The sequence below is a fragment of the Streptomyces sp. NBC_01306 genome (assembly GCF_026340465.1).
In the GTDB taxonomy this organism is placed as follows: domain Bacteria; phylum Actinomycetota; class Actinomycetes; order Streptomycetales; family Streptomycetaceae; genus Streptomyces.
Genome location: NZ_JAPEPC010000001.1, coordinates 1772558 through 1795433, shown reverse-complemented (window position 1 = coordinate 1795433; position 22876 = coordinate 1772558). Strand labels below are relative to the sequence as shown.

General features: G+C 68.9%; 24 protein-coding genes. 19 read left to right on the top strand and 5 right to left on the bottom strand.

Annotated features, from left to right (window positions below):
- Positions 1-69: 69 nt before the first annotated feature.
- From OG385_RS07615 to OG385_RS07550, 14 genes are all read left to right on the top strand, one after another.
- Positions 70-717, top strand: a complete 648-nt coding sequence (locus OG385_RS07615; RefSeq protein ID WP_266853042.1) for an L-threonylcarbamoyladenylate synthase — start codon at positions 70-72, stop codon at positions 715-717.
- Positions 714-1361, top strand: a complete 648-nt coding sequence (locus OG385_RS07610) for a protein-tyrosine-phosphatase (RefSeq protein WP_266853040.1) — start codon at positions 714-716, stop codon at positions 1359-1361. Before OG385_RS07615 ends, OG385_RS07610 begins: the two co-directional genes overlap by 4 nt.
- A gap of 109 nt (positions 1362-1470) precedes the next feature.
- On the top strand, positions 1471-2727 hold the full coding sequence (glyA, locus tag OG385_RS07605) for a serine hydroxymethyltransferase (protein ID WP_266853038.1): 1257 nt from the start codon (positions 1471-1473) through the stop codon (positions 2725-2727).
- Positions 2728-2821: 94 nt separating this feature from the next.
- Positions 2822-4204: an MraY family glycosyltransferase gene (locus tag OG385_RS07600; protein ID WP_266853036.1), complete on the top strand. Its 1383-nt coding sequence runs from the start codon at positions 2822-2824 to the stop codon at positions 4202-4204.
- A 308-nt stretch (positions 4205-4512) separates the two neighbouring features.
- Complete coding sequence (locus tag OG385_RS07595) at positions 4513-4956, top strand: hypothetical protein (RefSeq protein WP_266853034.1); 444 nt, start codon at positions 4513-4515, stop codon at positions 4954-4956.
- 307 nt (positions 4957-5263) lie between these two features.
- Positions 5264-6070, top strand: coding sequence for a F0F1 ATP synthase subunit A (gene atpB, locus OG385_RS07590; RefSeq protein ID WP_266853032.1), 807 nt, complete (start codon positions 5264-5266; stop codon positions 6068-6070).
- A gap of 73 nt (positions 6071-6143) precedes the next feature.
- A complete protein-coding gene (gene atpE / locus OG385_RS07585) occupies positions 6144-6389 on the top strand; it encodes an ATP synthase F0 subunit C (RefSeq protein WP_266853030.1) in 246 nt (81 codons plus the stop codon).
- Positions 6390-6434: 45 nt separating this feature from the next.
- Entirely contained in the window at positions 6435-6980 is a 546-nt protein-coding gene (locus OG385_RS07580; protein ID WP_266860699.1) for a F0F1 ATP synthase subunit B, read from the top strand.
- Entirely contained in the window at positions 6977-7792 is an 816-nt protein-coding gene (locus tag OG385_RS07575) for a F0F1 ATP synthase subunit delta (RefSeq protein WP_266853029.1), read from the top strand. The genes OG385_RS07580 and OG385_RS07575 overlap by 4 nt, the downstream gene beginning before the upstream one ends.
- A gap of 131 nt (positions 7793-7923) precedes the next feature.
- Complete coding sequence (atpA, locus tag OG385_RS07570) at positions 7924-9519, top strand: F0F1 ATP synthase subunit alpha (RefSeq protein ID WP_266853027.1); 1596 nt, start codon at positions 7924-7926, stop codon at positions 9517-9519.
- 20 nt (positions 9520-9539) lie between these two features.
- On the top strand, positions 9540-10457 hold the full coding sequence (locus tag OG385_RS07565; RefSeq protein WP_266853025.1) for a F0F1 ATP synthase subunit gamma: 918 nt from the start codon (positions 9540-9542) through the stop codon (positions 10455-10457).
- Positions 10457-11911 (top strand): F0F1 ATP synthase subunit beta, encoded by a 1455-nt coding sequence (atpD, locus tag OG385_RS07560; protein WP_266853023.1) that lies wholly within the window; start codon positions 10457-10459, stop codon positions 11909-11911. Before OG385_RS07565 ends, atpD begins: the two co-directional genes overlap by 1 nt.
- Positions 11912-12038: 127 nt before the next feature.
- Positions 12039-12413, top strand: coding sequence for a F0F1 ATP synthase subunit epsilon (locus OG385_RS07555; protein ID WP_266853021.1), 375 nt, complete (start codon positions 12039-12041; stop codon positions 12411-12413).
- Positions 12414-12531: 118 nt separating this feature from the next.
- On the top strand, positions 12532-12978 hold the full coding sequence (locus tag OG385_RS07550; RefSeq protein WP_266853019.1) for a DUF2550 domain-containing protein: 447 nt from the start codon (positions 12532-12534) through the stop codon (positions 12976-12978).
- Positions 12979-13093: 115 nt separating this feature from the next.
- Here OG385_RS07550 and OG385_RS07545 read toward each other — a convergent pair whose 3' ends face one another.
- From OG385_RS07545 to OG385_RS07535, 3 genes are read right to left on the bottom strand one after another with little or no spacing between them, the layout of a single operon-like run.
- Complete coding sequence (locus OG385_RS07545) at positions 13094-13666, bottom strand: cob(I)yrinic acid a,c-diamide adenosyltransferase (RefSeq protein ID WP_266853017.1); 573 nt, start codon at positions 13664-13666, stop codon at positions 13094-13096.
- 24 nt (positions 13667-13690) lie between these two features.
- Positions 13691-14440, bottom strand: a complete 750-nt coding sequence (locus tag OG385_RS07540) for an ABC transporter permease (RefSeq protein ID WP_266853015.1) — start codon at positions 14438-14440, stop codon at positions 13691-13693.
- 12 nt (positions 14441-14452) lie between these two features.
- Positions 14453-15235, bottom strand: a complete 783-nt coding sequence (locus OG385_RS07535; RefSeq protein ID WP_266853013.1) for an ABC transporter ATP-binding protein — start codon at positions 15233-15235, stop codon at positions 14453-14455.
- 102 nt (positions 15236-15337) lie between these two features.
- Between OG385_RS07535 and OG385_RS07530 the strand changes: the two genes are divergently transcribed.
- The 4 genes from OG385_RS07530 to OG385_RS07515 all read left to right on the top strand — a co-directional run bounded on the left by OG385_RS07530 (position 15338) and on the right by OG385_RS07515 (position 20218).
- Positions 15338-15973 carry a TetR/AcrR family transcriptional regulator gene (locus OG385_RS07530; RefSeq protein ID WP_266853011.1) on the top strand — a complete coding sequence of 212 codons (636 nt, stop codon included), beginning with the start codon at positions 15338-15340 and terminating at the stop codon, positions 15971-15973.
- Between the two features lie 130 nt (positions 15974-16103).
- Positions 16104-16952, top strand: coding sequence for a 3-hydroxyacyl-CoA dehydrogenase family protein (locus tag OG385_RS07525; protein ID WP_266853010.1), 849 nt, complete (start codon positions 16104-16106; stop codon positions 16950-16952).
- Between the two features lie 147 nt (positions 16953-17099).
- On the top strand, positions 17100-17423 hold the full coding sequence (locus OG385_RS07520) for an STAS domain-containing protein (protein ID WP_266853008.1): 324 nt from the start codon (positions 17100-17102) through the stop codon (positions 17421-17423).
- 212 nt (positions 17424-17635) lie between these two features.
- Positions 17636-20218, top strand: coding sequence for an ATP-binding protein (locus OG385_RS07515; protein ID WP_266853006.1), 2583 nt, complete (start codon positions 17636-17638; stop codon positions 20216-20218).
- Between the two features lie 114 nt (positions 20219-20332).
- Here the strand turns inward: OG385_RS07515 and nucS are convergent, their stop codons facing one another.
- Entirely contained in the window at positions 20333-21004 is a 672-nt protein-coding gene (nucS, locus tag OG385_RS07510) for an endonuclease NucS (RefSeq protein ID WP_164267471.1), read from the bottom strand.
- A 213-nt stretch (positions 21005-21217) separates the two neighbouring features.
- Here nucS and OG385_RS07505 point away from each other — a divergent pair, with 213 nt between their 5' ends.
- Entirely contained in the window at positions 21218-21610 is a 393-nt protein-coding gene (locus tag OG385_RS07505) for an SCO5389 family protein (RefSeq protein ID WP_164267472.1), read from the top strand.
- A gap of 72 nt (positions 21611-21682) precedes the next feature.
- On the opposite strand, the gene OG385_RS07500 is transcribed toward OG385_RS07505, so the two are convergent.
- Positions 21683-22714, bottom strand: a complete 1032-nt coding sequence (locus tag OG385_RS07500) for an LLM class flavin-dependent oxidoreductase (protein ID WP_266853002.1) — start codon at positions 22712-22714, stop codon at positions 21683-21685.
- Positions 22715-22876 lie beyond the last annotated feature (162 nt).

Sequence of the window (22876 nt, the reverse complement as noted above, 5' to 3'; positions counted from 1 at the left end):
CCGGTTCCGCACCAGATTTCTCAGGACCAGATTTCTCAGGCTCAGGCTTTGCTCAGGGAGGCTCGCTAAATGGCACGGCGATACGACACCAACGATGCGACCGACCGCACCACCGGTCTGCGTGAAGCCGCGTCCGCCGTCCGCCGGGGCGAGCTCGTCGTCCTTCCGACGGACACCGTGTACGGCATCGGCGCCGACGCCTTCAGCTCCGAGGGCGTCGTCGATCTGCTGGACGCCAAGGGGCGCGGCCGCAATATGCCGAGCCCTGTCCTCATCGGCTCCCCGAACACCCTGCACGGCCTGGTCACCGACTTCTCGGAGCAGGCCTGGGAGCTGGTCGACGCGTTCTGGCCGGGCGCGCTGACGCTCGTGGCCAAGCACCAGCCGTCGTTGCAGTGGGACCTCGGGGACACCCGTGGCACCGTCGCCGTACGGATGCCGCTGCACCCGGTCGCCATCGAGCTGCTCACGGAGGTCGGCCCGATGGCCGTCTCCAGCGCCAACCTGACCGGCCACCCGGCGCCGGAGGACTGCGACGCTGCCCAGGAGATGCTCGGCGACTCCGTCTCCGTCTACCTGGACGGCGGCCCCACCCCGGGCAACGTCCCGTCGTCCATCGTCGACGTCACCGGCACGGTCCCCGTCCTGCTCCGTGCGGGCGCGCTCTCCGCCGAGGAACTGCGCAAGGTGGTACCCGACCTTGAGGTGGCCAATTGACAGCCCCTGAGGGGCGTGGCATAGGCGCGTCCGCCTCCGGCGGCACGTTCAGGATCCTCCACGTCAGCACCGGCAACGTCTGCCGCTCGCCGATCACCGAGCGGCTGACCCGCCATGCCCTGTCGGACCGCCTCGGCACCGGGCTCGGCGACGGCCTGATCGTGGAGTCCGCCGGCACCTGGGGCCACGAGGGCGCCCCGATGGAGGCCAACGCGGCGACCGTGCTCGCGGACTACGGCGCGGACGCCGGGGGCTTCCTCGGCCGCGAGCTGCTGGACGACCATGTGATCCGCGCCGATCTGGTCCTCACCGCGACCCGCGACCACCGGGCTCAGGTCATCTCGATGGGCCACTCCGCGGGGCTGCGGACCTTCACGCTGAAGGAGTTCACCCGGCTGGTGAGGGCCATAGACCCGGCGACGCTGCCGGACGCGCTCGACGAGGGCGTGGTGGAGCGGGCGCGGGCGCTGGTCCGGGCCGCTGCCGCGCTCCGCGGGTGGCTGCTGGCGCCGACCGTCGAGGCGGACGAGGTGAACGACCCGTACGGAGCGCCGATCACGTTCTTCCGGTCGATCGGCGACGAGATCAACCAGGCACTGGATCCGGTGGTCACGGCGCTCACGGGGGTCGCGGCGCCGCACTGAGCGCCACCACGGCCCACGGTGTGGCGGAGCTGTCCGCCGTACGGCAGAACACCGGCAGGCGCCCCCGCGCGGCCCGTCCTACATTGGACGGGACGCCGAGGAGCACACGATGCCGGTCACCACCACTGCACCCCACCCCGCGGGCCCGCACCCCGCCGGCTTCGAGGCGCTGCGCAGGCAGGACCCCGAGATGGCCGATGTGCTCCTCGGTGAGGACGAGCGGCAGGCCACCTCGCTCCAGCTGATCGCAGCCGAGAACTTCACCTCGCCCGCCGTGCTGGCCGCTCTCGGCTCCTCGCTCGCCAACAAGTACGCCGAGGGCTACCCCGGCGCCCGCTACCACGGCGGCTGTGAGCTGGCCGATCTCGCCGAGCGGATCGCCTGTGAGCGGGCCACAGCGCTCTTCGGAGCCGAGCATGCGAACGTCCAGCCGCACTCGGGCTCCTCGGCCGTCCTGGCGACGTACGCGGCCCTTCTGCGCCCCGGTGACACGGTGCTGGCCATGGGTCTTCCGCACGGCGGCCATCTCACCCACGGTTCGCCCGCCAACTTCTCCGGCCGCTGGTTCGACTTCGTCGGGTACGGCGTGGACGCGGAGAGCGGGCTCATCGACTACGACCAGGTACGGACGCTGGCGCGGCAGCACCGGCCCCGGGCGATCGTCTGCGGCTCCATCTCGTACCCCCGTCACCCCGACTACGCGGCCTTCCGGGAGATCGCCGACGAGGCGGGCGCCTATCTCATCGCGGACGCCGCCCATCCGATGGGCCTGATCGCCGGGGGAGCGGCGCCCAGCCCCGTGCCGTACGCCGATGTGGTCTGCGCCACCACGCACAAGGTGCTGCGCGGTCCCCGCGGCGGTCTCATCCTCTGCGGGGATGAGCTCGCCGACCGGATCGACCGGGCCGTCTTCCCCTTCACCCAGGGCGGCGCCCAGATGCACACGATCGCGGCCAAGGCGGTCGCCTTCGGCGAGGCCGCGGCGCCGGCGTTCGCGGCGTACGCGCACCAGGTGGTGGAGAACGCCCGGGTGCTCGCCGCCGGGCTGGCCGCCGAGGGCTTCGCGATCACCACCGGAGGGACCGACACCCATCTGATCACCGCGGACCCGGGGCCGCTGGGCACCGGCGGCGGGACCGCCAGGGCCCTGCTGGCGGCGGCCGGGATGGTCCTGGACACCTGCGCACTGCCCTACGGTGACGAGCGGGGCATCCGCCTGGGCACCGCCGCCGTCACCACCCAGGGCATGGCGGCGCCGGAGATGGCCGAGATCGCCGGGTTCTTCTCGGCCGCACTGCGTGAAGAGCGAGGGACCCGTGAAGAAGTCCGCGAACTGGCCAGGAGATTTCCGTCGAATTCGGGCTAGAGCGGTTGTCGTGCAACCATCGGAGCTACCCGTGTGTCCTCAACCTTATGCAGGCCGAAGCTAAGGTGTGGGGCTGAGATGGCCAGCGATATCTGTGGGGCAGCCCGTGCGTGAATACCTGCTGACGCTCTGCGTCACGGCCGCGGTGACGTATCTCCTGACCGGGCCGGTGCGGAAGTTCGCCATCATGGCCGGGGCGATGCCGGAGATCCGGGCCCGTGATGTGCACCGCGAACCGACGCCGCGGCTCGGCGGCATCGCCATGTTCGGCGGCCTCTGCGCCGGGCTGCTGGTCGCGGCTCATCTGCAGAACCTCGGCAGCGTCTTCACGCTGTCGAACGAACCGCGCGCGCTGCTCTCCGGCGCCGGACTGATCTGGATCATCGGTGTCCTGGACGACAAGTTCGAGATCGACGCCCTGATCAAGCTCGGCGGCCAGATGATCGCGGCGGGCGTGATGGTCATGCAGGGCCTGACGATCCTGTGGCTGCCCATCCCCGGTGTCGGCACCGTCTCGCTCACCCAGTGGCAGGGCACTCTGCTGACCGTCGCGCTGGTGGTGATCACCATCAACGCGGTGAACTTCGTCGACGGCCTGGACGGTCTCGCGGCCGGCATGGTCTGCATCGCGGCCGCTGCCTTCTTCATGTACGCGTACCGGATCTGGTACGGGTACGGAATCGAGGCCGCCGCACCGGCGACCCTCTTCGCCGCCGTACTGATGGGGATGTGCCTGGGCTTCCTGCCGCACAACATGCATCCCGCCCGGATCTTCATGGGCGACTCGGGATCGATGATGATCGGGCTGGTCCTCGCGGCCGGCGCCATCTCGGTCACCGGCCAGGTCGACCCGGACGCGATGAGCCTCAACCTCGGCGGCGGACGTGAGGCCACTCACGCGATGCTCCCGGTCTTCATCCCGCTCCTGATGCCGCTGACGATCATCGCGGTGCCCTTCGCGGACCTGGTGCTCGCGATCGTCCGGCGTACCTGGAACGGCCAGTCGCCGTTCGCCGCCGACCGCGGTCACCTCCACCACCGGCTCCTGGAGATCGGCCACTCGCACAGCAGGGCAGTGCTGATCATGTACTTCTGGTCGGCCCTGTTCGCCTTCGGCGCCCTGGCCTATTCGGTGCGCTCCTCGTCCACCTGGATCCTGCTGGCCGTCGTCGCGCTGAGCGCGGTCGGTCTCGCACTGCTGCTCATGCCGCGCTTCACACCGCGCGCTCCGAAGTGGGCCCAGGGCTTCGTCCCGCCCCGCTACCGCGGGCGCCGTCGCGCGGCCGCCGGAACGGAACCGGAGACGGCAGGCGCGGCGGAATATGACGAGTCGGGCAATTCGCTCGAAATGGAAGATCCCGTTCCGCATATCGACTTGAACGGAAGCGAGCCGATTCCCGCAGGCGTCAACGGGGCTACCGCAATTGGTCCCCGATCCGGGCTCCCTGATCGGCGCGAAGCCGGAACGTGGCGTTGAGTATTTCGCTCAACAGGCCCCAATATCAGGCAAACCGGCGGCGGACATGCACAGACGCGCAGGTTCACTCTCATGTGTGACGGGCAGCACACTCCCAGGGTAAAGACCTCATCAAATAGTTTGTGATAGCGTTCACTACCACCGGTTGGAGCACTGAAAGGCCTTGATGCGAAGGCCTTTTGGGCCACCCGTAGCTGTCTTCCGGCGCAACTCCCGGCGCTAACCTCTGATCGACGTAAGACCATCGACGAGTCGCCGTCAGTCACCACATGCATATCCACCCCCCAACTCCTTCTGGAGCTGTTCGCATGCCGTCCAACGACGCCCGGATCCTCCGGGGCTCGACGATCATCGCTGCCCCCATCGGCATTGTCGCCACTGTTGTCAGTGCGTTCGTCGCAGGCGAGAAGGGCCTGATCGGCGGGCTGGTGGCGCTGGCCGTCGTCGGTGTCTTCTTCGTGGCCGGGTTCGCCGCCCTGATGCGCATCACCCGGGACAAGCCCCAGGTGGCGATGACGGCCGGACTGCTCGTCTATGCCGTGCAGATCCTGCTCATCGGTGTCTTCGTCGTTGCCTTCGGTCACACGACACTGTTCAACGGCCGCGCATTCGCCCTCACTCTGCTGGTCACCGCGCTGGCATGGGTGGGAGGCCAGGTTCGTCACAGTCTCACCAGCCGCATGCTCTATGTGGATCCCGAGCCTTCCGTTCCCGCCAAGGGAACGGCGGACCTGGCGAAGACGGAGTCCTGATCATGCGGTGTAGGGGGGGCCTAAAGGGAGTTCGTCCCGGTCTGCTATCGTCCGGAATCGCTTCCAGTGAAGGCCCCTCCCGCTTGATGAGCGGAGGAGGACGCAGCCCTCACGACCGGCGGCGTACTCGGCCCGGCAGCTGTGAACACGGCGCGGAATCCGGGATGCCCGGTCCTCGGTGGATGCTTCCAGCGGACCGCGGAGGCACCGCCACACCACCACGTCCCCAGTGCCGAAAAGCGGCTCCAGCAGCCGCGCTGAGACACAAGGTTGCCGTTACTTATGCGTCACGACGAAGGAGTCACGGGTGAGTGCCCAAACGCTGCTCGCTGAAAGCGGGTGCCATATCAATGCGGACTGCGCGTTCCCGGCGCCGGGCCTCCACTCGTTCGACTTCAAGCCGATCTTCAGCATCGGCAGCTTCGACTTCACCAAGCCGATGCTCCTGGCGATCATCTGCATGCTGATCGTGGTCGGCTTCTTCTGGGCCGCGTTCAACAAGCCGAAGCTTGTGCCCGGGAAGCTGCAGTTGGTCGGCGAGATCGGCTACACCTTCGTGGCCCGCAGCATCGCGCGGGAAGTGATCGGCAAGAAGGGCGACAAGTACGTCCCCTTCCTCACCTCGATCTTTTTCTTCGTGTGGATCATGAACTTGATGTCGGTCATTCCGCTGGCACAGTTCCCCTCCACGGCGCGCTTCGCGTACCCGGTGGTTCTCGCCCTCCTGGTGTGGGTCACCTACATGTTCCTGACGTTCAAGAAGCACGGCTTCGCCGGCGGCATCAAGAACCTGGTGTGGCTCGAAGGGCTTCCCAAGCCCATCGCGCCGCTCATCGTGGTCCTGGAGTTCCTGCAGAAGGTCATTCTTCAGCCGTTCACCCTCGCGGTGCGGCTGTGGGCCAACATGTTCGCGGGACACATGCTGATCGTCATGTTCAGCGTGGCCAGCTGGTACCTGCTGACGCCGTCGCTCCTGTCGGCCGTCGCAGGCGGCTCGTTCCTGCTGGCGCTCGCCATGACCGCCCTTGAGGTACTGATCCAGTTCCTGCAGGCCTATATCTTCACGCTGCTCGCCTCCATCTACATCGGCGGAGCGCTCGAAGAGGGTCACTGACCCTTCTGCACGTCCCACCGCCCTTCCGCTGGGAATCCTCCCAACGGACCGCATCACATAGGAAGACCGGAAAATGTCTGCCGACCTTGTTAACCTCGCCGCTTCCACCGTCCCCGGCCGCATGGGCGCCATCGCCTATGGTCTCGCCGCGATCGGCCCCGGCATCGGCATCGGCGTCGTCTTCGGCCACTCCATCGAGGCCATGGCCCGCCAGCCCGAGGCCATGCCGATCATCCGCACCAACATGTTCCTGGGCTTCGCCCTCTGTGAGGTGCTCGCGCTGCTCGGTCTGGTCGTTCCCTTTGTCTTCAGCAGCTGATCTGAAGCAGACCGGTAGCCACATTCGACGAAAGGTTCAGACATGATGCTCTTCCTGGCGGAGGGGGGCTCCGAGAACCCGCTCATCCCCGATACGGCGGAACTGATTGTCGGCCTGCTCTGCTTCTTCATCGTCTTCGGCTTCCTCGGAAAGAAGCTTCTGCCGAATATCCAGAAGACTCTGAACGAGCGGCAGGACGCGATCGAGGGCGGACTGGAGCGGGCGGCCGAGGCTCAGGCCGAGGCGACCCAGACGCTCGATCAGTACAAGGCGCAGCTCGCCGAGGCCAGGCACGAGGCCGCGCGCCTGCGCCAGGAAGCGACCGAGCAGGGCGCCACGATCATCGAGGAGATGCGGGCGGAAGGCCAGCGGCAGCGCGAGGAGATCGTCGCCGCGGGTCACGCCCAGATCGAGACGGACCGCAAGGCCACGGCCGCCGCGCTCCGTCAGGACGTGGGCAAGCTCGCGACCGAGCTGGCCGGAAAGCTTGTCGGCGAGTCCCTTGAGGACCACGCCCGGCAGAGCCGTACGGTCGACCGCTTCCTCGACGACCTTGAGGGCAGCGCTTCGAAGGCCGAGGCCGCGCGATGAACGGTGCGAGCCGCGAGGCGCTGGCCGCTGCACGTGAGCGTCTGGAGGCGCTGACCGACACCCCGTCGGTCGACGCCGCGCAGCTCGCGGACCAGCTGGCACAGGTCACCGGGCTGCTCGACCGCGAGGTGACCCTGCGCCGGGTCCTCACCGAGCCGGCGCGGGAGGGCGAGGCCAAGGCCGAGCTGGTGGGACGGCTGCTGGCCGGACAGGTGGACGGCCCCGCCGCCGACCTGACCGCCGGTATGGTCCGCTCCCGCTGGTCGCGTTCGCGCGACCTGGTCGACTCGCTGGAGGAGCTCGCAGCCACCGCCGATCTGACCGCGGCCCAGCAGGCCGGTGCACTGGACGACGTCGAGGACGAGCTGTTCCGGTTCGGCCGGATCGTCGAGTCGAGCACCGCACTGCGCTCCGCGCTCACCGACCGTGCGGCGACAGTCGCTGCCAAGACGGAGCTGCTGCGCAGCCTGCTCGGAGGCCGGGCCAACCCGGTGACCGAGCGTCTGGTCGTGCGTCTCGTGACGCACCCCAGGGGACGTAGCCTGGAGACGGGTCTGCAGACCCTGTCCAAGCTTGCTGCCGCACGCCGGGACCGTGTCGTCGCCGTTGTCACATCGGCGGTGCCGCTCACGGACGGGCAGAAGCAGCGTCTCGGTGCCGCACTGGCGAAGCTTTACGGCCGTCGGATGCACCTGAACCTGGACGTGGACCCCGAGGTCCTCGGCGGGATCTCGGTGCGGGTCGGCGACGAGGTCATCGACGGCACCATCGCCGAACGTCTCGACGAGGCGTCCCGGCGGCTGGCCGGCTGACAGCTGCCGGCAGCACTGCACAACAAAGAAGAGCGGCCCGGTTGGGCCGTGCAGAAATTGCAGAAGATTCCTGGGGGCCGCCCCCAGACCCCCAAAGACTTCAGGCCCAACAAGGAGAGCAGGGAACCCAGATGGCGGAGCTCACGATCCGGCCGGAGGAGATCCGGGATGCGCTGGAGAACTTTGTCCAGTCGTACAAGCCGGACGCGGCCTCGCGCGAGGAGGTCGGTACGGTCAGCGTGGCCGGCGACGGTATTGCCAAGATCGAGGGTCTTCCCTCGGCGATGGCGAACGAGCTGCTGAAGTTCGAGGACGGCACGCTCGGTCTTGCGCTGAACCTGGAAGAGCGCGAGATCGGTGCTGTTGTACTCGGTGAGTTCAGCGGTATCGAGGAGGGCCAGCCGGTGCAGCGCACCGGAGAGGTGCTCTCGGTCGGTGTGGGCGAGGGCTACCTCGGCCGCGTTGTCGACCCGCTCGGCAACCCGATCGACGGCCTCGGCGAGATCGCGACCGACGGCCGCCGTGCGCTGGAGCTGCAGGCTCCGGGCGTCATGGTGCGTAAGTCGGTGCACGAGCCGATGCAGACCGGCTACAAGGCTGTCGACGCGATGGTGCCGATCGGCCGTGGCCAGCGTCAGCTGATCATCGGCGACCGCCAGACCGGCAAGACCGCCCTGGCCGTCGACACGATCATCAACCAGCGCGACAACTGGCGCTCCGGCGACGAGAAGAAGCAGGTCCGCTGCATCTACGTCGCCATCGGCCAGAAGGGCTCCACCATCGCGTCCGTACGCGGTGCGCTGGAGGAGGCGGGCGCCCTGGAGTACACGACGATCGTCGCTGCTCCGGCTTCCGACCCGGCCGGCTTCAAGTACCTGGCGCCGTACACCGGTTCGGCCATCGGCCAGCACTGGATGTACGCGGGCAAGCACGTCCTGATCATCTTCGACGACCTCTCGAAGCAGGCCGACGCCTACCGCGCCGTATCGCTTCTGCTGCGCCGCCCGCCGGGCCGTGAGGCCTACCCGGGTGACGTCTTCTACCTGCACTCCCGTCTGCTGGAGCGCTGCGCGAAGCTCTCCGACGACATGGGTGCCGGTTCGATGACGGGCCTCCCGATCGTCGAGACCAAGGCGAACGACGTGTCGGCGTTCATCCCGACCAACGTCATCTCCATCACCGACGGTCAGTGCTTCCTGGAGTCCGACCTGTTCAACGCCGGCCAGCGGCCCGCGCTCAACGTCGGTATCTCGGTCTCCCGTGTCGGTGGCTCCGCCCAGCACAAGGCCATGCGCCAGGTGTCCGGCCGGCTCCGTGTGGACCTCGCCCAGTACCGCGAGCTGGAGGCGTTCGCCGCCTTCGGTTCCGACCTGGACGCGGCCTCCAAGGCCTCGCTGGAGCGCGGTAAGCGCATGGTCGAGCTGCTGAAGCAGGGCCAGTACCAGCCGATGCCCGTCGAGGAGCAGGTCGTCTCCGTCTGGTCCGGCACCACCGGCAAGATGGACGACGTACCGGTCGAGGACATTCGCCGCTTCGAGGAAGAGCTGCTGGACCACCTGCGCCGCGAGCGCAAGGAGCTCCTCACCTCCATCCGCGAGGGCGCCAAGATGTCGGACGACACCGTGACCGCGATCGGCGACGCCGTCGCAGCGTTCAAGCGGCAGTTCGAGACCTCGGACGGCAAGCTCCTCGGCGAGGACGCGCCGGCCGTCAGCGCCTCCAAGTGACGACGGAAGGGACCTGACTCATGGGAGCCCAGCTCCGGGTCTACAAGCGTCGCATCCGATCCGTCACCGCGACCAAGAAGATCACCAAGGCGATGGAGATGATCGCCGCCTCGCGCATCGTCAAGGCGCAGCGCAAGGTGCAGGCATCAATGCCGTACGCCACCGAGCTCACCCGTGCGGTGACCGCGGTGGCGACCGGCTCCAACACGAAGCACGCGCTGACCACGGAGGCCGAGAACCCGACGCGGGCCGCAGTTCTGCTCATCACGAGCGACCGCGGTCTGGCCGGCGGGTACTCCTCCAACGCCATCAAGGCGGCGGAGCGGCTCACCGAGCGGCTCCGCGGTGAGGGCAAGGACGTCGACATCTATGTCGTCGGCCGCAAGGGCGTCGCCTACTACGGCTTCCGCGAGCGCAAGGTCGTGGAGTCGTGGGGCGGGTTCACCGACAACCCGACGTACGCGGATGCCAAGCAGGTATCGGCTCCGCTGATCGCGGCGGTCCAGCAGGACACGGCCGAAGGCGGTCTGGACGAACTCCACATCGTCTTCACCGAGTTCCAGTCGATGCTGACGCAGACGCCGGTCGAGAACCGGTTGCTGCCGCTCAGCCTGGACGAGTCCGCCGAGCAGTCGGACAAGAAGGCCGATGCGCTTCCGCTGTTCGAGTTCGAACCGTCGGCGGAGGGCGTTCTCGACGCACTGCTGCCGCGTTACGTCGAGAGCCGTGTCTACAACGCGCTGCTGCAGTCGGCTGCTTCCGAGCACGCCGCCCGCCGCCGTGCGATGAAGTCGGCCACCGACAACGCCGGGGACCTCGTCAAGAGCCTCTCCCGGCTTGCCAATGCGGCCCGCCAGGCCGAAATCACCCAGGAAATCAGCGAGATCGTCGGTGGCTCAAGCGCCCTGGCCGACGCGACCGCGGGGAGTGACAAGTAATGACGACGACTATCGACGAGGCGGCGACGGCCGCCGCCGCCACGGGCCGCGTTGCCCGGGTCATCGGCCCGGTCGTCGACGTGGAGTTCCCCGTCGACGCGATGCCGGAGATCTACAACGCGCTGAAGGTCGAGGTCGCTGACCCGGCCGAGGACGGCAAGCTCAAGACGCTGACCCTCGAAGTCGCCCAGCACCTGGGTGACGGCGTGATCCGCGCGATCTCGATGCAGCCCACCGACGGCCTGGTCCGCCAGGCCCCGGTGGTCGACACCGGCAACGGCATCACGGTGCCGGTCGGTGACATCACCAAGGGCAAGGTGTTCAACACCCTCGGTGAGATCCTGAACCACCCCGAGGCCGAGTCGGAGATCACCGAGCGCTGGCCGATCCACCGCAAGGCCCCGGCCTTCGACCAGCTTGAGTCGAAGACCAAGATGTTCGAGACCGGCATCAAGGTCATCGACCTTCTCACCCCGTACGTCACGGGTGGAAAGATCGGTCTGTTCGGTGGTGCCGGTGTCGGCAAGACCGTGCTGATCCAGGAAATGATCTACCGCGTCGCCAACAACCACGACGGTGTGTCGGTGTTCGCGGGCGTCGGTGAGCGTACCCGTGAGGGCAACGACCTCATCGAGGAGATGGCCGAGTCCGGCGTCATCGACAAGACGGCGCTTGTCTTCGGTCAGATGGACGAGCCCCCGGGCACCCGTCTCCGTGTCGCGCTTGCCGGTCTGACCATGGCGGAGTACTTCCGCGATGTGCAGAAGCAGGACGTGCTCTTCTTCATCGACAACATCTTCCGTTACACCCAGGCCGGTTCCGAGGTGTCCACCCTGCTCGGCCGTATGCCGTCCGCGGTGGGTTACCAGCCGAACCTGGCTGACGAGATGGGTCTGCTGCAGGAGCGCATCACGTCGACCCGTGGACACTCGATCACCTCGATGCAGGCGATCTACGTCCCCGCGGACGACCTGACCGACCCGGCGCCGGCGACCACCTTCGCCCACCTGGACGCGACGACCGTGCTGTCCCGTCCGATCTCGGAGAAGGGCATCTACCCGGCGGTCGACCCGCTGGACTCGACGTCCCGCATCCTGGACCCGCGTTACATCGCGAAGGACCACTACGACGCCGCGCTGCGCGTCAAGGGTGTCCTTCAGAAGTACAAGGACCTCCAGGACATCATCGCGATCCTCGGTATCGACGAGCTGGGCGAGGAGGACAAGCTCACTGTCCACCGTGCCCGGCGTGTCGAGCGCTTCCTGTCGCAGAACACCCACGTCGCCAAGCAGTTCACCGGCGTGGACGGTTCGGACGTGCCGCTCGACGAGTCGATCACCGCGTTCAACGCGATCTGCGACGGGGACTACGACCACTTCCCCGAGCAGGCGTTCTTCATGTGCGGTGGCATTGAGGACCTCAAGGCCAACGCCAAGGAGCTCGGCGTCTCCTGATCGCTGCCCCATGTGAGTCATCAGACTCCTGGAGAGGGGCGGGTGTGTCCCGCCCCTCTCCGTACGCCCATTAGACTTTGACCCAACACCCGGCAGCAGTGCCGGGTGGTGACCCGAGGAGCCTCCTTTGGCTGCTGAGCTGCACGTCGAGCTGGTCGCGGCGGACCGTAATGTCTGGTCCGGCGAGGCGACTCTGGTTGTCGCGCGCACCGCGTCCGGCGACATCGGGGTCATGGCCAATCACCAGCCGCTGCTCGGTGTGCTGGAATCGGGCCCGGTGACCATTCGTACGAGCGAGGGCGGGACGGTCGTTGCCGCTGTGCACGGCGGTTTCCTCTCGTTCGCCGACAACAAGCTTTCGCTGCTGGCCGAGATCGCGGAGCTGGCTGACGAGATCGATGTCCAGCGCGCCGAGCGTGCGCTGGAGAGTGCGAAGTCGGAGGACGACGCCGTCGCCGAGCGGCGCGCCGACGTCCGACTGCGCGCAGTGACGGGGAACTGACGACTCCCACCGAGATTTCACCTCAGCCGCGGCCCGTCCGGAAGCATCCGGACCGGGTCGCGGCTGAGGCGATGCAGAACCAGGTCCCTTACGGTATGAGGCGAGGAGGTCGGTGTAGATGATCCTCGCTCTGCTTGTGTGCGGCCTGGTCGTCGTACTGGTAGCGGTGGGACTCTTCGTCTTCGGCCTGCGACGGCGGCTGATCCAGCGTTCCGGGGGCACTTTCGACTGCAGTGTCCGCTGGGACCTTCCGGAGAAACCCGACGTATCCGGCAAAGGCTGGGTGTACGGGGTGGCCCGGTACAGCGGCGACCGCATCATGTGGTTCCGCGTCTTCTCCTACGCCCCGCGCCCGCGCCGCACTCTGGAGCGCCAGTCCATCGAAGTCGTCTCCCGGCGTACGCCGGAGGGCGAGGAGGAACTGGCGCTCCTTTCTGATGCGATCGTGCTGCGATGTTCGCACCAGGGTGTCCGGCTCGAACTCGCGATGAGCGAGGACGCGCTGACCGGCTTCCTCGCCTGGCTGGAAGCGGCACCGCCCGGCCAACGAGTCAATGTGGCTTAAAAAGTAGGAGCTCGTTGGTTGGGGGTCCCCCGGACGGAGTCTGGGGGAGAGTCGATGTGGCTTAGCCAACTGGCTTACGTAAGAGGCTAGTTGGCCATGCAGAGGCCCCTGGTCCCTACCGCTCGCCGCCCGGCACCCACAGCACGTCACCGATCTCCTTGTTCGCGGTGCGCGCCAGGATGAACAGCAGGTCGGACAGCCGGTTCAGATAGGTCGCGGTGAGTGCGTTCATCACCTCGCCGTGTACCTCAAGCGCCGCCCAGGTCGACCGCTCGGCCCTGCGCACCACCGTGCACGCCTGGTGCAGCAGCGCCGCCCCGGGCGTGCCGCCGGGCAGGATGAAGCTCCGCAGCTTCTCCAGGTCTTCGAGGAAACGGTCGCAGTCGGCCTCCAGCTTGTCGACGTACGACTGCTCCACCCGCAGCGGCGGATACTTCGGGTCCTCCACCACGGGCGTGCACAGGTCGGCCCCCACGTCGAACAGGTCGTTCTGGACGCGGACGAGCACCTTCACCACCTCGTCCGGCAGGCCGCCGAGCGCGACGGCGGTCCCGATGGCCGCGTTGGCCTCGTTGGCGTCGGCGTACGCGGAGATCCGCAGATCGGTCTTGGCGGTCCGGCTCATGTCACCGAGTGCGGTGGTGCCCTTGTCGCCGGTACGGGTATAGATACGCGTCAGATTGACCATGCGGCCGAGCCTAGTAGGCCTCGGTCAGGCGCCGGCCCTGCGGAAGACACGTGTGCCCACCGTCACGGCGGCGGCTGCCAGCGCCCCGGCCGCGAGTACCCCGTAGAGCATCGCCGTACTGGTGTAATCGCCCACGTAGCCCGCCCGTACCGCGTCCACCAGATAGCGGAACGGCATGAAGTGCGACAGCACGTTCAGCCAGCCCGGGGCCAGCGCCATCGGGAGCATCAGCCCCGAGAGCAGCATGGACGGCATGGTCACCGCGTTGATGACCGGGCCGAACTCGTGCGGTTTGGAGACCTTCAGCGCCAGCGCGTACGAGAGTGAGGCGAGCGCCACCGTGAGGACGCCCACGAAGGCGAAGCCGATCAGTACGCCGCCGAGCGGTGCCCGCAGCCCCATCACCAGCGCCGTCACGACCAGCAGGACGGACTGGAAGACGAAGAGCACGGCGTCCCGCAGCACCCGGCCCAGCAGCAGCGCGAGCCGGCTGACCGGGGTGGCCCGCATCCGCTCGAACACTCCGGTCTGGTTCTCGATGATGATGGCGAAGCCGCTGAACGACGCACCGAACAGGGCGAGTTGGAGCAGCAGCCCGGGGACCAGGATCTGCCAGGAGTCGCCCTGCGAGCCGAGCGGAAGACCGGTCAGCAGCGGGCCGAAGAAGAGCAGATAGAGCAACGGCATCAGAACGCCGAAGAGGATCTGGAACTTTGAGCGCGCTGTCTGCCGGGCATAGCGGCCGAAGATCAGCGCGGTGTCGTGCATGAACATGCGAGGGGGCTCCTACACGGCTACGGGGGCGGTCTCTTCGGGTGCGGCGGTGCGGCCGGTGATGGCGAGGAAGGCGTCCTGGAGGGTGGCGTCGATGGACCCGGTGTACTGGAGCTTCAGCGCGCCCGGCGTGCCGTCGGCCACCACCGTGCCCTCGTCCACGACGACCAGCCGGTCGGCCAGCGCGTCCGCCTCGTCGAGGTAGTGCGTGGTCAGGATGACCGTGGTGCCGTGTTCCTTCCGCAGCCCGCGCACCAGCTCCCACAGATCGGCCCGGCTGCCCGGGTCGAGGCCGGTGGTCGGCTCGTCGAGGAAGAGCACTTCCGGCCGGTGGGTGAGGCCCATCGCCAGGTCCAGGCGCCGCCGCTGACCGCCGGAGAGCGAGGCGCACTTGCGGTCGAGCAGTGCGGTGAGGCCCAGTTCGGCCGCGAGTTCGCCGGCGCGTGCTGCGGCGCGCGCCCGGCTCAGCCGGTAGAGGCGGCCCTGGGTCACGAGCTCCTCGCGTACGGACATCTGGGGGTCGACACCGCCCGACTGGGCGACGTAACCGATCTTCCGGCGGACGCCCGCCGGGTCCCGTACCAGGTCGCAGCCCGCGACGGTGGCCGCGCCGGCGCTGGGCGCCAGCAGGGTGGTGAGCATCCGCAGCGTGGTGGTCTTGCCCGCGCCGTTGGGTCCGAGGAAGCCCAGGATCTCGCCTGCCCGGACGGTCAGATCGATCCCGCGTACGGCCTCCACCGGGCCGGCCTTGGTGGCGAAGGTCCGGGCCAGCCCGGACGTACTGATGATTGGCATGGCACTCAGAAAAACAGAGACGCTGTATTTTTGCAATGGATATAAATTTTGCAGTCACCCCAAGCTTTCACCGTGCCCAGCGGCCCGCATACGATGCGGGGCATGGCTGAGGGGCTCAGGGAGCGCAAGAAGCGCCGGACCAGGCAGTACATCTCCGATGTGGCGACCGGGCTGTTCCTGGAGCGCGGCTTCGACGAGGTGACCGTCGCGGAGGTCGCCGAGGCGGCGGAGGTCTCCGTCAACACGGTGTACAACTACTTCCCGGCCAAGGAGGACCTGTTCCTCGACCGCAGCAAGGGCGTGGTGGACCGGCTCGCGCGCTATGTGCGCGGCCGGGACCCGGGGGAGTCGGCGGCGGGCGCGGTCCTGCGGGAGCTGCGGGACCAGGTAACGGCGGTCTCGCCCACGGTCGGGCTCCTCGACGGCTACGACCGGTTCCTGCGCGTCGTGCAGGACGCGCACTCCCTGCGCTCCCGGATGTGGCACATCCAGCAGCAGTCCCTGGCGAATGTGGAGACGGCGCTGCGCGAGGAGACGGGCGCGGCGGGCTCCGACACGCTCCCGACCCTGGTGGCCGGTCAGCTCGCCTGGATCCAGTCGACGCTGATGGCGTGGATCGGTGACGAGATGATCGCCGGGCACGCGCCGGACGAAGTCTCCCGTCGGGCCCTGGATCTCCTCGACGACATGGAAGAGGTCCTGGGGGAGAAAGTGCTCAACTACGCAGTAAGGGGCTGAGGGTGACGCCCCGGAGTGTGATGTCCGCCATGTGGGACGTGACGCGCATCTCTTAGCCACCACAAGGTGCCCGGCTCCCTATAGCCTCCGCCCCAGAGCCGTTCGCAGAATGCCGTTTAAGGGGTGCCAATTGGCCAGGAAGCTCGCTGTCATCGGAGCCGGACTCATGGGTTCCGGAATTGCGCAGGTGTCGGCCCAGGCCGGCTGGGACGTTGTTCTGCGCGATGTCACCGATGCAGCCGTGACCCGCGGCACCGACGCCATCAAGGCGTCCTATGCGCGGTTCGTCGCGAAGGGCAAGCTGGAGGCGGCCGACGCCGACGCCGCTCTCGCACGGATCACCACGACCACCGATCTGGACGCGGCCGCCGACGCCGACATCGTCGTGGAGGCGGTGTTCGAGAAGCTTGAGGTCAAGCACGAGATCTTCCGCGCGCTCGACAAGCTGGTACGGGAGGACACGGTCCTCGCCTCCAACACCTCGGCGATCCCGATCACCAAGATCGCGGCGGTGACGGAGCGCCCGGAGCGGGTCGTCGGCGCGCACTTCTTCTCGCCCGTCCCGATGATGCAGCTGTGCGAGCTGGTCCGCGGGTACAAGACGAGCGACGAAACCCTGGCCACCGCAAGGGAGTTCGCCGAGTCCGTCGGAAAGACCTGCATCGTCGTCAACCGCGACGTGGCGGGCTTCGTCACCACCCGGCTCATCTCCGCGCTCGTCGTGGAGGCGGCAAAGCTGTACGAGTCGGGCGTGGCCACCGCCGAGGACATCGACATCGCCTGCAAGCTCGGGTTCGGGCACGCGATGGGCCCGCTGGCCACCGCGGATCTGACCGGTGTCGACATCCTGCTGCACGCCACGGGCAACATCTACACAGAGTCCCAGGATGAGAAGTTCGCCCCGCCCGAGCTGATGCGCCGAATGGTCGATGCGGGTGACATCGGCCGCAAGAGCGGGCAGGGGTTCTACAAGCACTGAATCGCACAGCTCGCCCCTGAGATCACCCGGTTGGGTGAATTCGGTATCGGTTCGCTTACGGACGGCAACTTGTTTCCCGGCGGGGCAGTCAGTTCAGTGACAGACGTGAAAGACGTGACGGAGTCCGAGAACTCCCGGGGAGCGCATATGCATATCAGGGGCGACCACGCCAAGCTGGTCGTCGGGGGCCGCCTCGACGTTCGCAGCGCGGCGGACGCCCGTACGGTCCTGCACTCGGCTGTCGACGACGGTGTCGGCGATCTGGTGCTCGACCTGACCGAACTCGACTCGTGGGACGCCACCGGACTCGGGGTGATCATGGGCGTCCACCGGCGTGCCGGGAGATGCGGCCGCCGGCTCGTCCTGCGCGGGGTGCCGCCGCAGATGCAGCGCCTCCTGGTGGCGACCCGGCTGCACCGCATTCTGGCCATCGAGGGCGGAATCGCCGCCGAATGCCTGCCCCGCGTCTGACGGACCCGGCGTACCGCTCCTGGGGCGCCCGCGGGGGGCCGTCCCCGGCGCCGGGGACCCCGAGTGGTGACGGATACTGGCTGAAGGTCTAGGGTTCGGTCGCCTACTGATTGACGAACCCATGTGCGGTAGGCGCCGGACCAGAAGCGACAGCGTGGTGTGCGAGGCCGGGAAGGCAGACCGCGCGCAACGCCAGCTGGGGGCTTTCACCTATGGATCCGAAGAAGAGCGGACCGGACGAGTACGGCCAGGATTCCGGCCACCGTCCGGGGCGGCCCGGAGGGCCGGCCTCGCCCAGACCGCCGCGGGACCCGCTCGCGCCCGACCTCGCGCAGCAGGCGCCTGCCCGCGCCCGTACCGTGCGGTTGGTCACCGGCGACTTCCTGGTGACCGTGAACCCTGTCGACGGCAGTGAGATTGAACACTGCCCGCCGGGCGAACACCCGGGCGCCCCGGAGCGGTACACCGCCGAGGAGCGCACGGCCCTGCTGCGCGCGGCGGGCCCGCCGGTGCCGCCAGGACCCGCAGGGCCCGAACTCCCGCTGCTGGAGCGGCAGGAGGAGCACGAGCGGCTGGTACGGCTGCTGGCGCGCGGGCGGTCCGTACGTCTGACGGGCCCGGCGGGCTCCGGGCGCACCTCGCTGCTGGACGCCGTGGCCCGGGACTGCTCCGGTTTCGCGCCGGACGGGGTCGTCAGGCTCTCCGGGTACCACCGCACCGCCGCCGACCTGCTGTACGGGCTCTTCGCCGCGGTCTACCGGGCCCCGCTGCACCGGCCCGACAGGGCCGAGCTGCTCACCCTGGTCAACGGGATCGGCGCGATCGTCGTCCTGGACGACCTGGAGCTCGGCGGGACCGCACTGGAGGAACTGCTCGACGCCACCCCCGAGTGCGCCTTCCTGCTCGCCGCGACCCCGGAGGTGACCGCCCCGCTCCCCGAGTCCCACCTGGAGGAGGTCTTCCTCGGCGGTCTCGGGCGCAGCGCCTCGCTCGACCTCCTGGAGCGCGCCGTGGAGCGGCCGCTCACCGAGGAGGAGGCCAACTGGGCGGGCGATCTGTGGTTCGAGTCGGAGGGGCTGCCGCTGCGCTTCGTCCAGGCGGCGGCGCTGCTGCGCCAGCGCGACCTGCTGCGCGCCGGCCCCGGCTACCCGGGACCCAGCACCGACGACGCCTTCCCGGGCGGCTCCGGTGCCGCCGCCGGCCCGCCCGGCGATGCCCCCGAGGTACCGCTGCCCACCCTGGGACAGGGGGCGGCGCCCGCCCAGCTGCTCGCTGAGCGGCTCAGCGACGCGGCACGGTCCACGCTGGCCTTCGCCGTGGCGCTCGGCGGCGAGGTGCCGCACCAGGCCCATCTGCCGGCACTGGTCGGCGACACCCACGCCGACGCGGCGATGGGGGAGCTGGCCGGGTCCGGGCTGCTCTCCCCGGCCGGTTCGCACTACCGGCTGGCCGCCGGCGTCGTCCAGCAGCTGGAGGCCGGTGGATACGCCGACGACTCCGCCGGGTACGCGCTGACCACCGCCCAGCACTACGCCTGGTGGGCCGGGCACCCCTCGGTGGCACCCGAGCGGGCGGCAGCGGAGGCCGACGCCGTCCTCGCGGCGATGAGCGCACTCGTGCCCGGCTCGGAGGCCGGACACCCCAGCGCCGCCGTGCTGCTGGCCCGCAGCGCCGCCCCCGCCTTCGCTGCCGCACTGCACTGGGGCGCCTGGGAACGCGCCCTGCGGACCGGCCAGGAGGCGGCCAGGCTCTCCGGCGAGGTCGCCGAAGAGGCCTACTTCCACCATGAGTTGGGCGTACTGGCGCTCTGCACCGGCAACCCGGACCGGGCGCTGGCCGAGCTGGAGGCCTCCATAGCGCTGCGCGGTGCGCTGGCGGACAAGGCGGGTACGGTCGCCGGGCGCAGGGCGCTCGCGCTCATCGCCGACCGCTCGGGCGCCGCCTCGCTGGGCGGCTATGTGCCGGGCGACACCCCGCCGCAGGGCGCCGAGGTGCTCCCGCCCGCACACGAGGACATGGCCCAGACGCCCGTCGGTCCGGGCGCCGCGGGCGCGGTCGTCTCGCTCTCCCCGGCGCCCCACGACCACATCACGCTGGTCACCCAGCAGGTGTCCCCGGAGGGCGCCGCTCCGCACGGCCGGCGCCGTACGGTCCTGGGAGGCGCCCGGCGCAATCTGGTCGCGGCCGGAGCCGGTGTGCTGCTCGCCGGAGTGCTCGGCACCGTGGTGACCCTCGGCGCGACGAGCAACAGCCACTCCGGGGACGGGGACGGCACGCCCGGCCGCTCCGTCAACGACGGCGGTGGCAAGGACGGGATGAGCGCCGACGAGCCCACGCAGAGCACGCCGGGGAGCTCCGACGGCTCGACCGGCAGCGGAACCGCCGACCCCTCGGCCCCCGCCTCCCCGAGCGCCACCGACAGCGGCCGGCCCTCCGGGACCCCGACACCGTCGGACGGCGCGTCGACCCCGGGCGGCAAGCCCTCGTCACCGTCGGACAAGCCGTCCGGTTCCAGCGGGAAGCCGCCCACGAAGCCGTCGACGCCGCCGACCAAGCCCTCGCATTCGCCGCCCAGCAGCCCGTCCACGTCGCCGAGCGACCCGGGCAGCCCGAGCCCCAGCCCGTCGGACTCCACGACAGAGGACCCGCCGCCCGCCAATTCCCCCTCGACGACCCAGAGCGCCATGCGGCCCTCGACGGCCTCCAGCGGGCCGGTGGACAGCGGGAGTTCGTCCACGCCTCCGGGAGACGCATCGGCGTCCCCCTCGCCCGACTCGTCCCCTTCGGCGGGCTGAGGCGGCACGGCACCCAGCCGGCACGGACACAGGGGAAGGCCCCGGCGGACATCCGCCGGGGCCTTCCGTTTCAGCTGTCGTAGCTGTCCTAGCTGTCGCAGCTGTTCCCGTTCCTCAGAAGAGCCGCAGCTTGTCGTCCTCGATGCCCCGCATCGCGTCGTAGTCGAGCACCACGCACTCGATCCCGCGGTCCGTGGCCAGCACCCGGGCCTGCGGCTTGATCTCCTGTGCCGCGAACACGCCCTTGACCGGGGCCAGATGGGGATCCCGGTTCAGCAGTTCGAGATAGCGGGTGAGCTGCTCCACGCCGTCGATGTCGCCGCGCCGCTTGAGCTCGACGGCCACGGTCCCGCCGTCCGCGTCCCGGCAGAGGATGTCCACGGGGCCGATCGCCGTCATGTATTCACGCCGAATCAGAGTGTGACCCTCACCGAGGGTTTCGATGCGGTCGGCGAGGAGTTCCTGGAGGTGCGCCTCCACGCCGTCCTTGATGAGCCCCGGATCGACACCCAGCTCGTGCGAGGAGTCGTGGAGGACCTCCTCCATCGTGATGATGAGCTTCTCGCCCGCCTTGTTCACGACCGTCCACTGACCGGTGTCGTCCCCTGTCCCCTCCTTCAGAGTGCAGGGCGGGGACATCCAGTTGAGGGGCTTGTACGCCCTGTCGTCCGCATGGATCGAGACGCTTCCGTCGGCCTTGACCAGGATCAGGCGCGGAGCGGACGGCAGATGGGCGGTGAGGCGGCCCGCATAGTCGACGGAGCAGCGGGCGATGACGAGACGCATGGTCGGCAACGCTACTCGACATCGCGGCTTGTACGCGATTCGCCCTGAACAACCCCGTTCGTTATTGGCCGGTTGTGTGCCCATTCTCCTGGTGCGGGCGCCTGCACACGCATACCGTGGAAGCAGGAGGTTGTCGCGCGTGTACTCTGCGTCGCGATCCTCCGTCCCTGCCCGTAAGGCCCCGGCTACTCCGGGGTCGCGAGAGGAGAACCCATGTCGCTCGACGTCTCACCGGCCCTACTCGAACAGGCCGAGCGAGGCGAGGTCGATGAAGCGGACTTCATCGACTGCGTCCGGACCTCCCTGCCCTACGCATGGGAGATGATCAGCTCTCTGGCGGTCCAGCTGAAGGTCGACGGCGGCGAGTTCGCCGACAACCAGACGCCTCCCCCCAATGAGCAGGCGCGCGGCCAGCTGCTGCGCGCACTCGCGAGTGACGCGATACGTGGAGCGCTGCAGCGGCATTTCGGAGTGCGCCTGGCATTCCAGAACTGCCACCGTGTGGCGGTCTTCCCGCTGGACCCCTCGGTCGATGAGCGGCTCGGCCGCTTCACCTCGATCAGGGGTCAGCTGCTGAACCAGTCTCCGGAACTCAGGGACTGCTGACGCGCCGGGCTGCCGCTCCGCACCACTGGAGGTGTCTTGGCTGCCGGAGCGGCAGCGCCCGGTTCCACCGGATCAGTGCAACCGCGGGAGGACTTCGGCTCCGATCAGCCGGAGGTTCTCCTCGGTGGCCGCTACATCGCCCGAACCCTCCACCAGCATCGCGAACCGTGTGATGCCGGTCCTCTCCGCCGTGGCCGCGAGCCGGTCGGCAGCCAGACGGGGAGGGCCCACGGGATGGATCCGGCAGAGCATCTCCGTGTACGCGACCGGGTCCCGCATCGCGCGATGCCTGCCGTCGACGGTCACATGGGCGTCAAGTCCCTGTTTGAGCCAGCCCGGCATCGCCTTCACCAGAGTCTCCGCCGCCTCGGCCCGGCGGTCCGCGATCTGCGCCACCCCGGCCGCCACATGCCCGGCGTCGGCCACGGCCCCGGCCGGAACTCCCGCTGCCCGCGCGTGCGTTCGCCACAGCGCGACCATGTCGGCCTTCTCCTCGTCGTCCGAGTGCATCCCGAGCAGCATCGGCAGCCCGCGCTCGGCGGCGAGCCGCACACTGGCCGGTGAGGTGCACGCCACGACGACCTCGGGGCCCGGCACCTCACCGCACCGCAGCTCCTGCGGCCGTGGTACGACCGGGACTTCGCGGAAGCGGAAGCGCTCCCCGCCGGCCGACACCCGGGACTCGCGCAGCCACCGCAGCAGCAGGTCCAGCGACTCCGGGAAGCCGCTCTCGTACGCGCCGAGCCCCGCGCCGAAGACCTCCAGGTCCACCCAGGGCCCGCCGCGTCCCACACCGAGGCTGAACCGCCCGCCGGATGTGATGTGCAGCAACGCCGCCTGCTCGCCCAGCGCGACCGGGTGCACGGTCGGCAGTACGCTCACCGCCGTACCGACCTGGATCCGCCGGGTGCGGCCCAGCATCATCGCGGCCAGCGTCACGGCCGAAGGACACACCCCGTACGGTACGAAGTGGTGCTCGGCCAGCCAGACCGCGTCGAGCCCGGACTCCTCGGCGACCTCGGCGGACCGCACCGCGCGGTGCAGTGCCTCTTCCTGCCCCTGCCCCGGGAACTGGGCTGCCAGTACAAATGCCCCAACACGCATCGCCTTCTGCCTCCTTGCGGCCGACGCGACTCTCCCCTTACTGGCAACAACGCCTGACACGTGCCAAAGGCACGGCCCAACGCAAAGTTGTTGTGATTTTCCGGTAAGCCCGGCCGGCGCATGGGGGGCGGGAGAAGGAGCGGGGTCTGGTGCGTGCGGTCG

What these genes read in the sequence shown, in the direction of transcription:
- OG385_RS07535 (WP_266853013.1), bottom strand. Translation starts at nt 15,235, where the DNA reads ATGCCAATCATCAGTACGTCCGGGCTGGCCCGGACCTTCGCCACCAAG.
- OG385_RS07575 (WP_266853029.1), top strand. Translation starts at nt 6,977, where the DNA reads ATGAACGGTGCGAGCCGCGAGGCGCTGGCCGCTGCACGTGAGCGTCTG.
- atpA (WP_266853027.1), top strand. Translation starts at nt 7,924, where the DNA reads ATGGCGGAGCTCACGATCCGGCCGGAGGAGATCCGGGATGCGCTGGAG.
- OG385_RS07540 (WP_266853015.1), bottom strand. Translation starts at nt 14,440, where the DNA reads ATGTTCATGCACGACACCGCGCTGATCTTCGGCCGCTATGCCCGGCAG.
- atpD (WP_266853023.1), top strand. Translation starts at nt 10,457, where the DNA reads ATGACGACGACTATCGACGAGGCGGCGACGGCCGCCGCCGCCACGGGC.
- atpE (WP_266853030.1), top strand. Translation starts at nt 6,144, where the DNA reads ATGTCTGCCGACCTTGTTAACCTCGCCGCTTCCACCGTCCCCGGCCGC.
- glyA (WP_266853038.1), top strand. Translation starts at nt 1,471, where the DNA reads ATGCCGGTCACCACCACTGCACCCCACCCCGCGGGCCCGCACCCCGCC.
- OG385_RS07580 (WP_266860699.1), top strand. Translation starts at nt 6,435, where the DNA reads ATGCTCTTCCTGGCGGAGGGGGGCTCCGAGAACCCGCTCATCCCCGAT.
- OG385_RS07520 (WP_266853008.1), top strand. Translation starts at nt 17,100, where the DNA reads ATGCATATCAGGGGCGACCACGCCAAGCTGGTCGTCGGGGGCCGCCTC.
- OG385_RS07615 (WP_266853042.1), top strand. Translation starts at nt 70, where the DNA reads ATGGCACGGCGATACGACACCAACGATGCGACCGACCGCACCACCGGT.
- OG385_RS07565 (WP_266853025.1), top strand. Translation starts at nt 9,540, where the DNA reads ATGGGAGCCCAGCTCCGGGTCTACAAGCGTCGCATCCGATCCGTCACC.
- OG385_RS07500 (WP_266853002.1), bottom strand. Translation starts at nt 22,714, where the DNA reads ATGCGTGTTGGGGCATTTGTACTGGCAGCCCAGTTCCCGGGGCAGGGG.
- OG385_RS07595 (WP_266853034.1), top strand. Translation starts at nt 4,513, where the DNA reads ATGCCGTCCAACGACGCCCGGATCCTCCGGGGCTCGACGATCATCGCT.
- OG385_RS07530 (WP_266853011.1), top strand. Translation starts at nt 15,338, where the DNA reads ATGGCTGAGGGGCTCAGGGAGCGCAAGAAGCGCCGGACCAGGCAGTAC.
- OG385_RS07505 (WP_164267472.1), top strand. Translation starts at nt 21,218, where the DNA reads ATGTCGCTCGACGTCTCACCGGCCCTACTCGAACAGGCCGAGCGAGGC.
- OG385_RS07550 (WP_266853019.1), top strand. Translation starts at nt 12,532, where the DNA reads ATGATCCTCGCTCTGCTTGTGTGCGGCCTGGTCGTCGTACTGGTAGCG.
- OG385_RS07545 (WP_266853017.1), bottom strand. Translation starts at nt 13,666, where the DNA reads ATGGTCAATCTGACGCGTATCTATACCCGTACCGGCGACAAGGGCACC.
- OG385_RS07515 (WP_266853006.1), top strand. Translation starts at nt 17,636, where the DNA reads ATGGATCCGAAGAAGAGCGGACCGGACGAGTACGGCCAGGATTCCGGC.
- nucS (WP_164267471.1), bottom strand. Translation starts at nt 21,004, where the DNA reads ATGCGTCTCGTCATCGCCCGCTGCTCCGTCGACTATGCGGGCCGCCTC.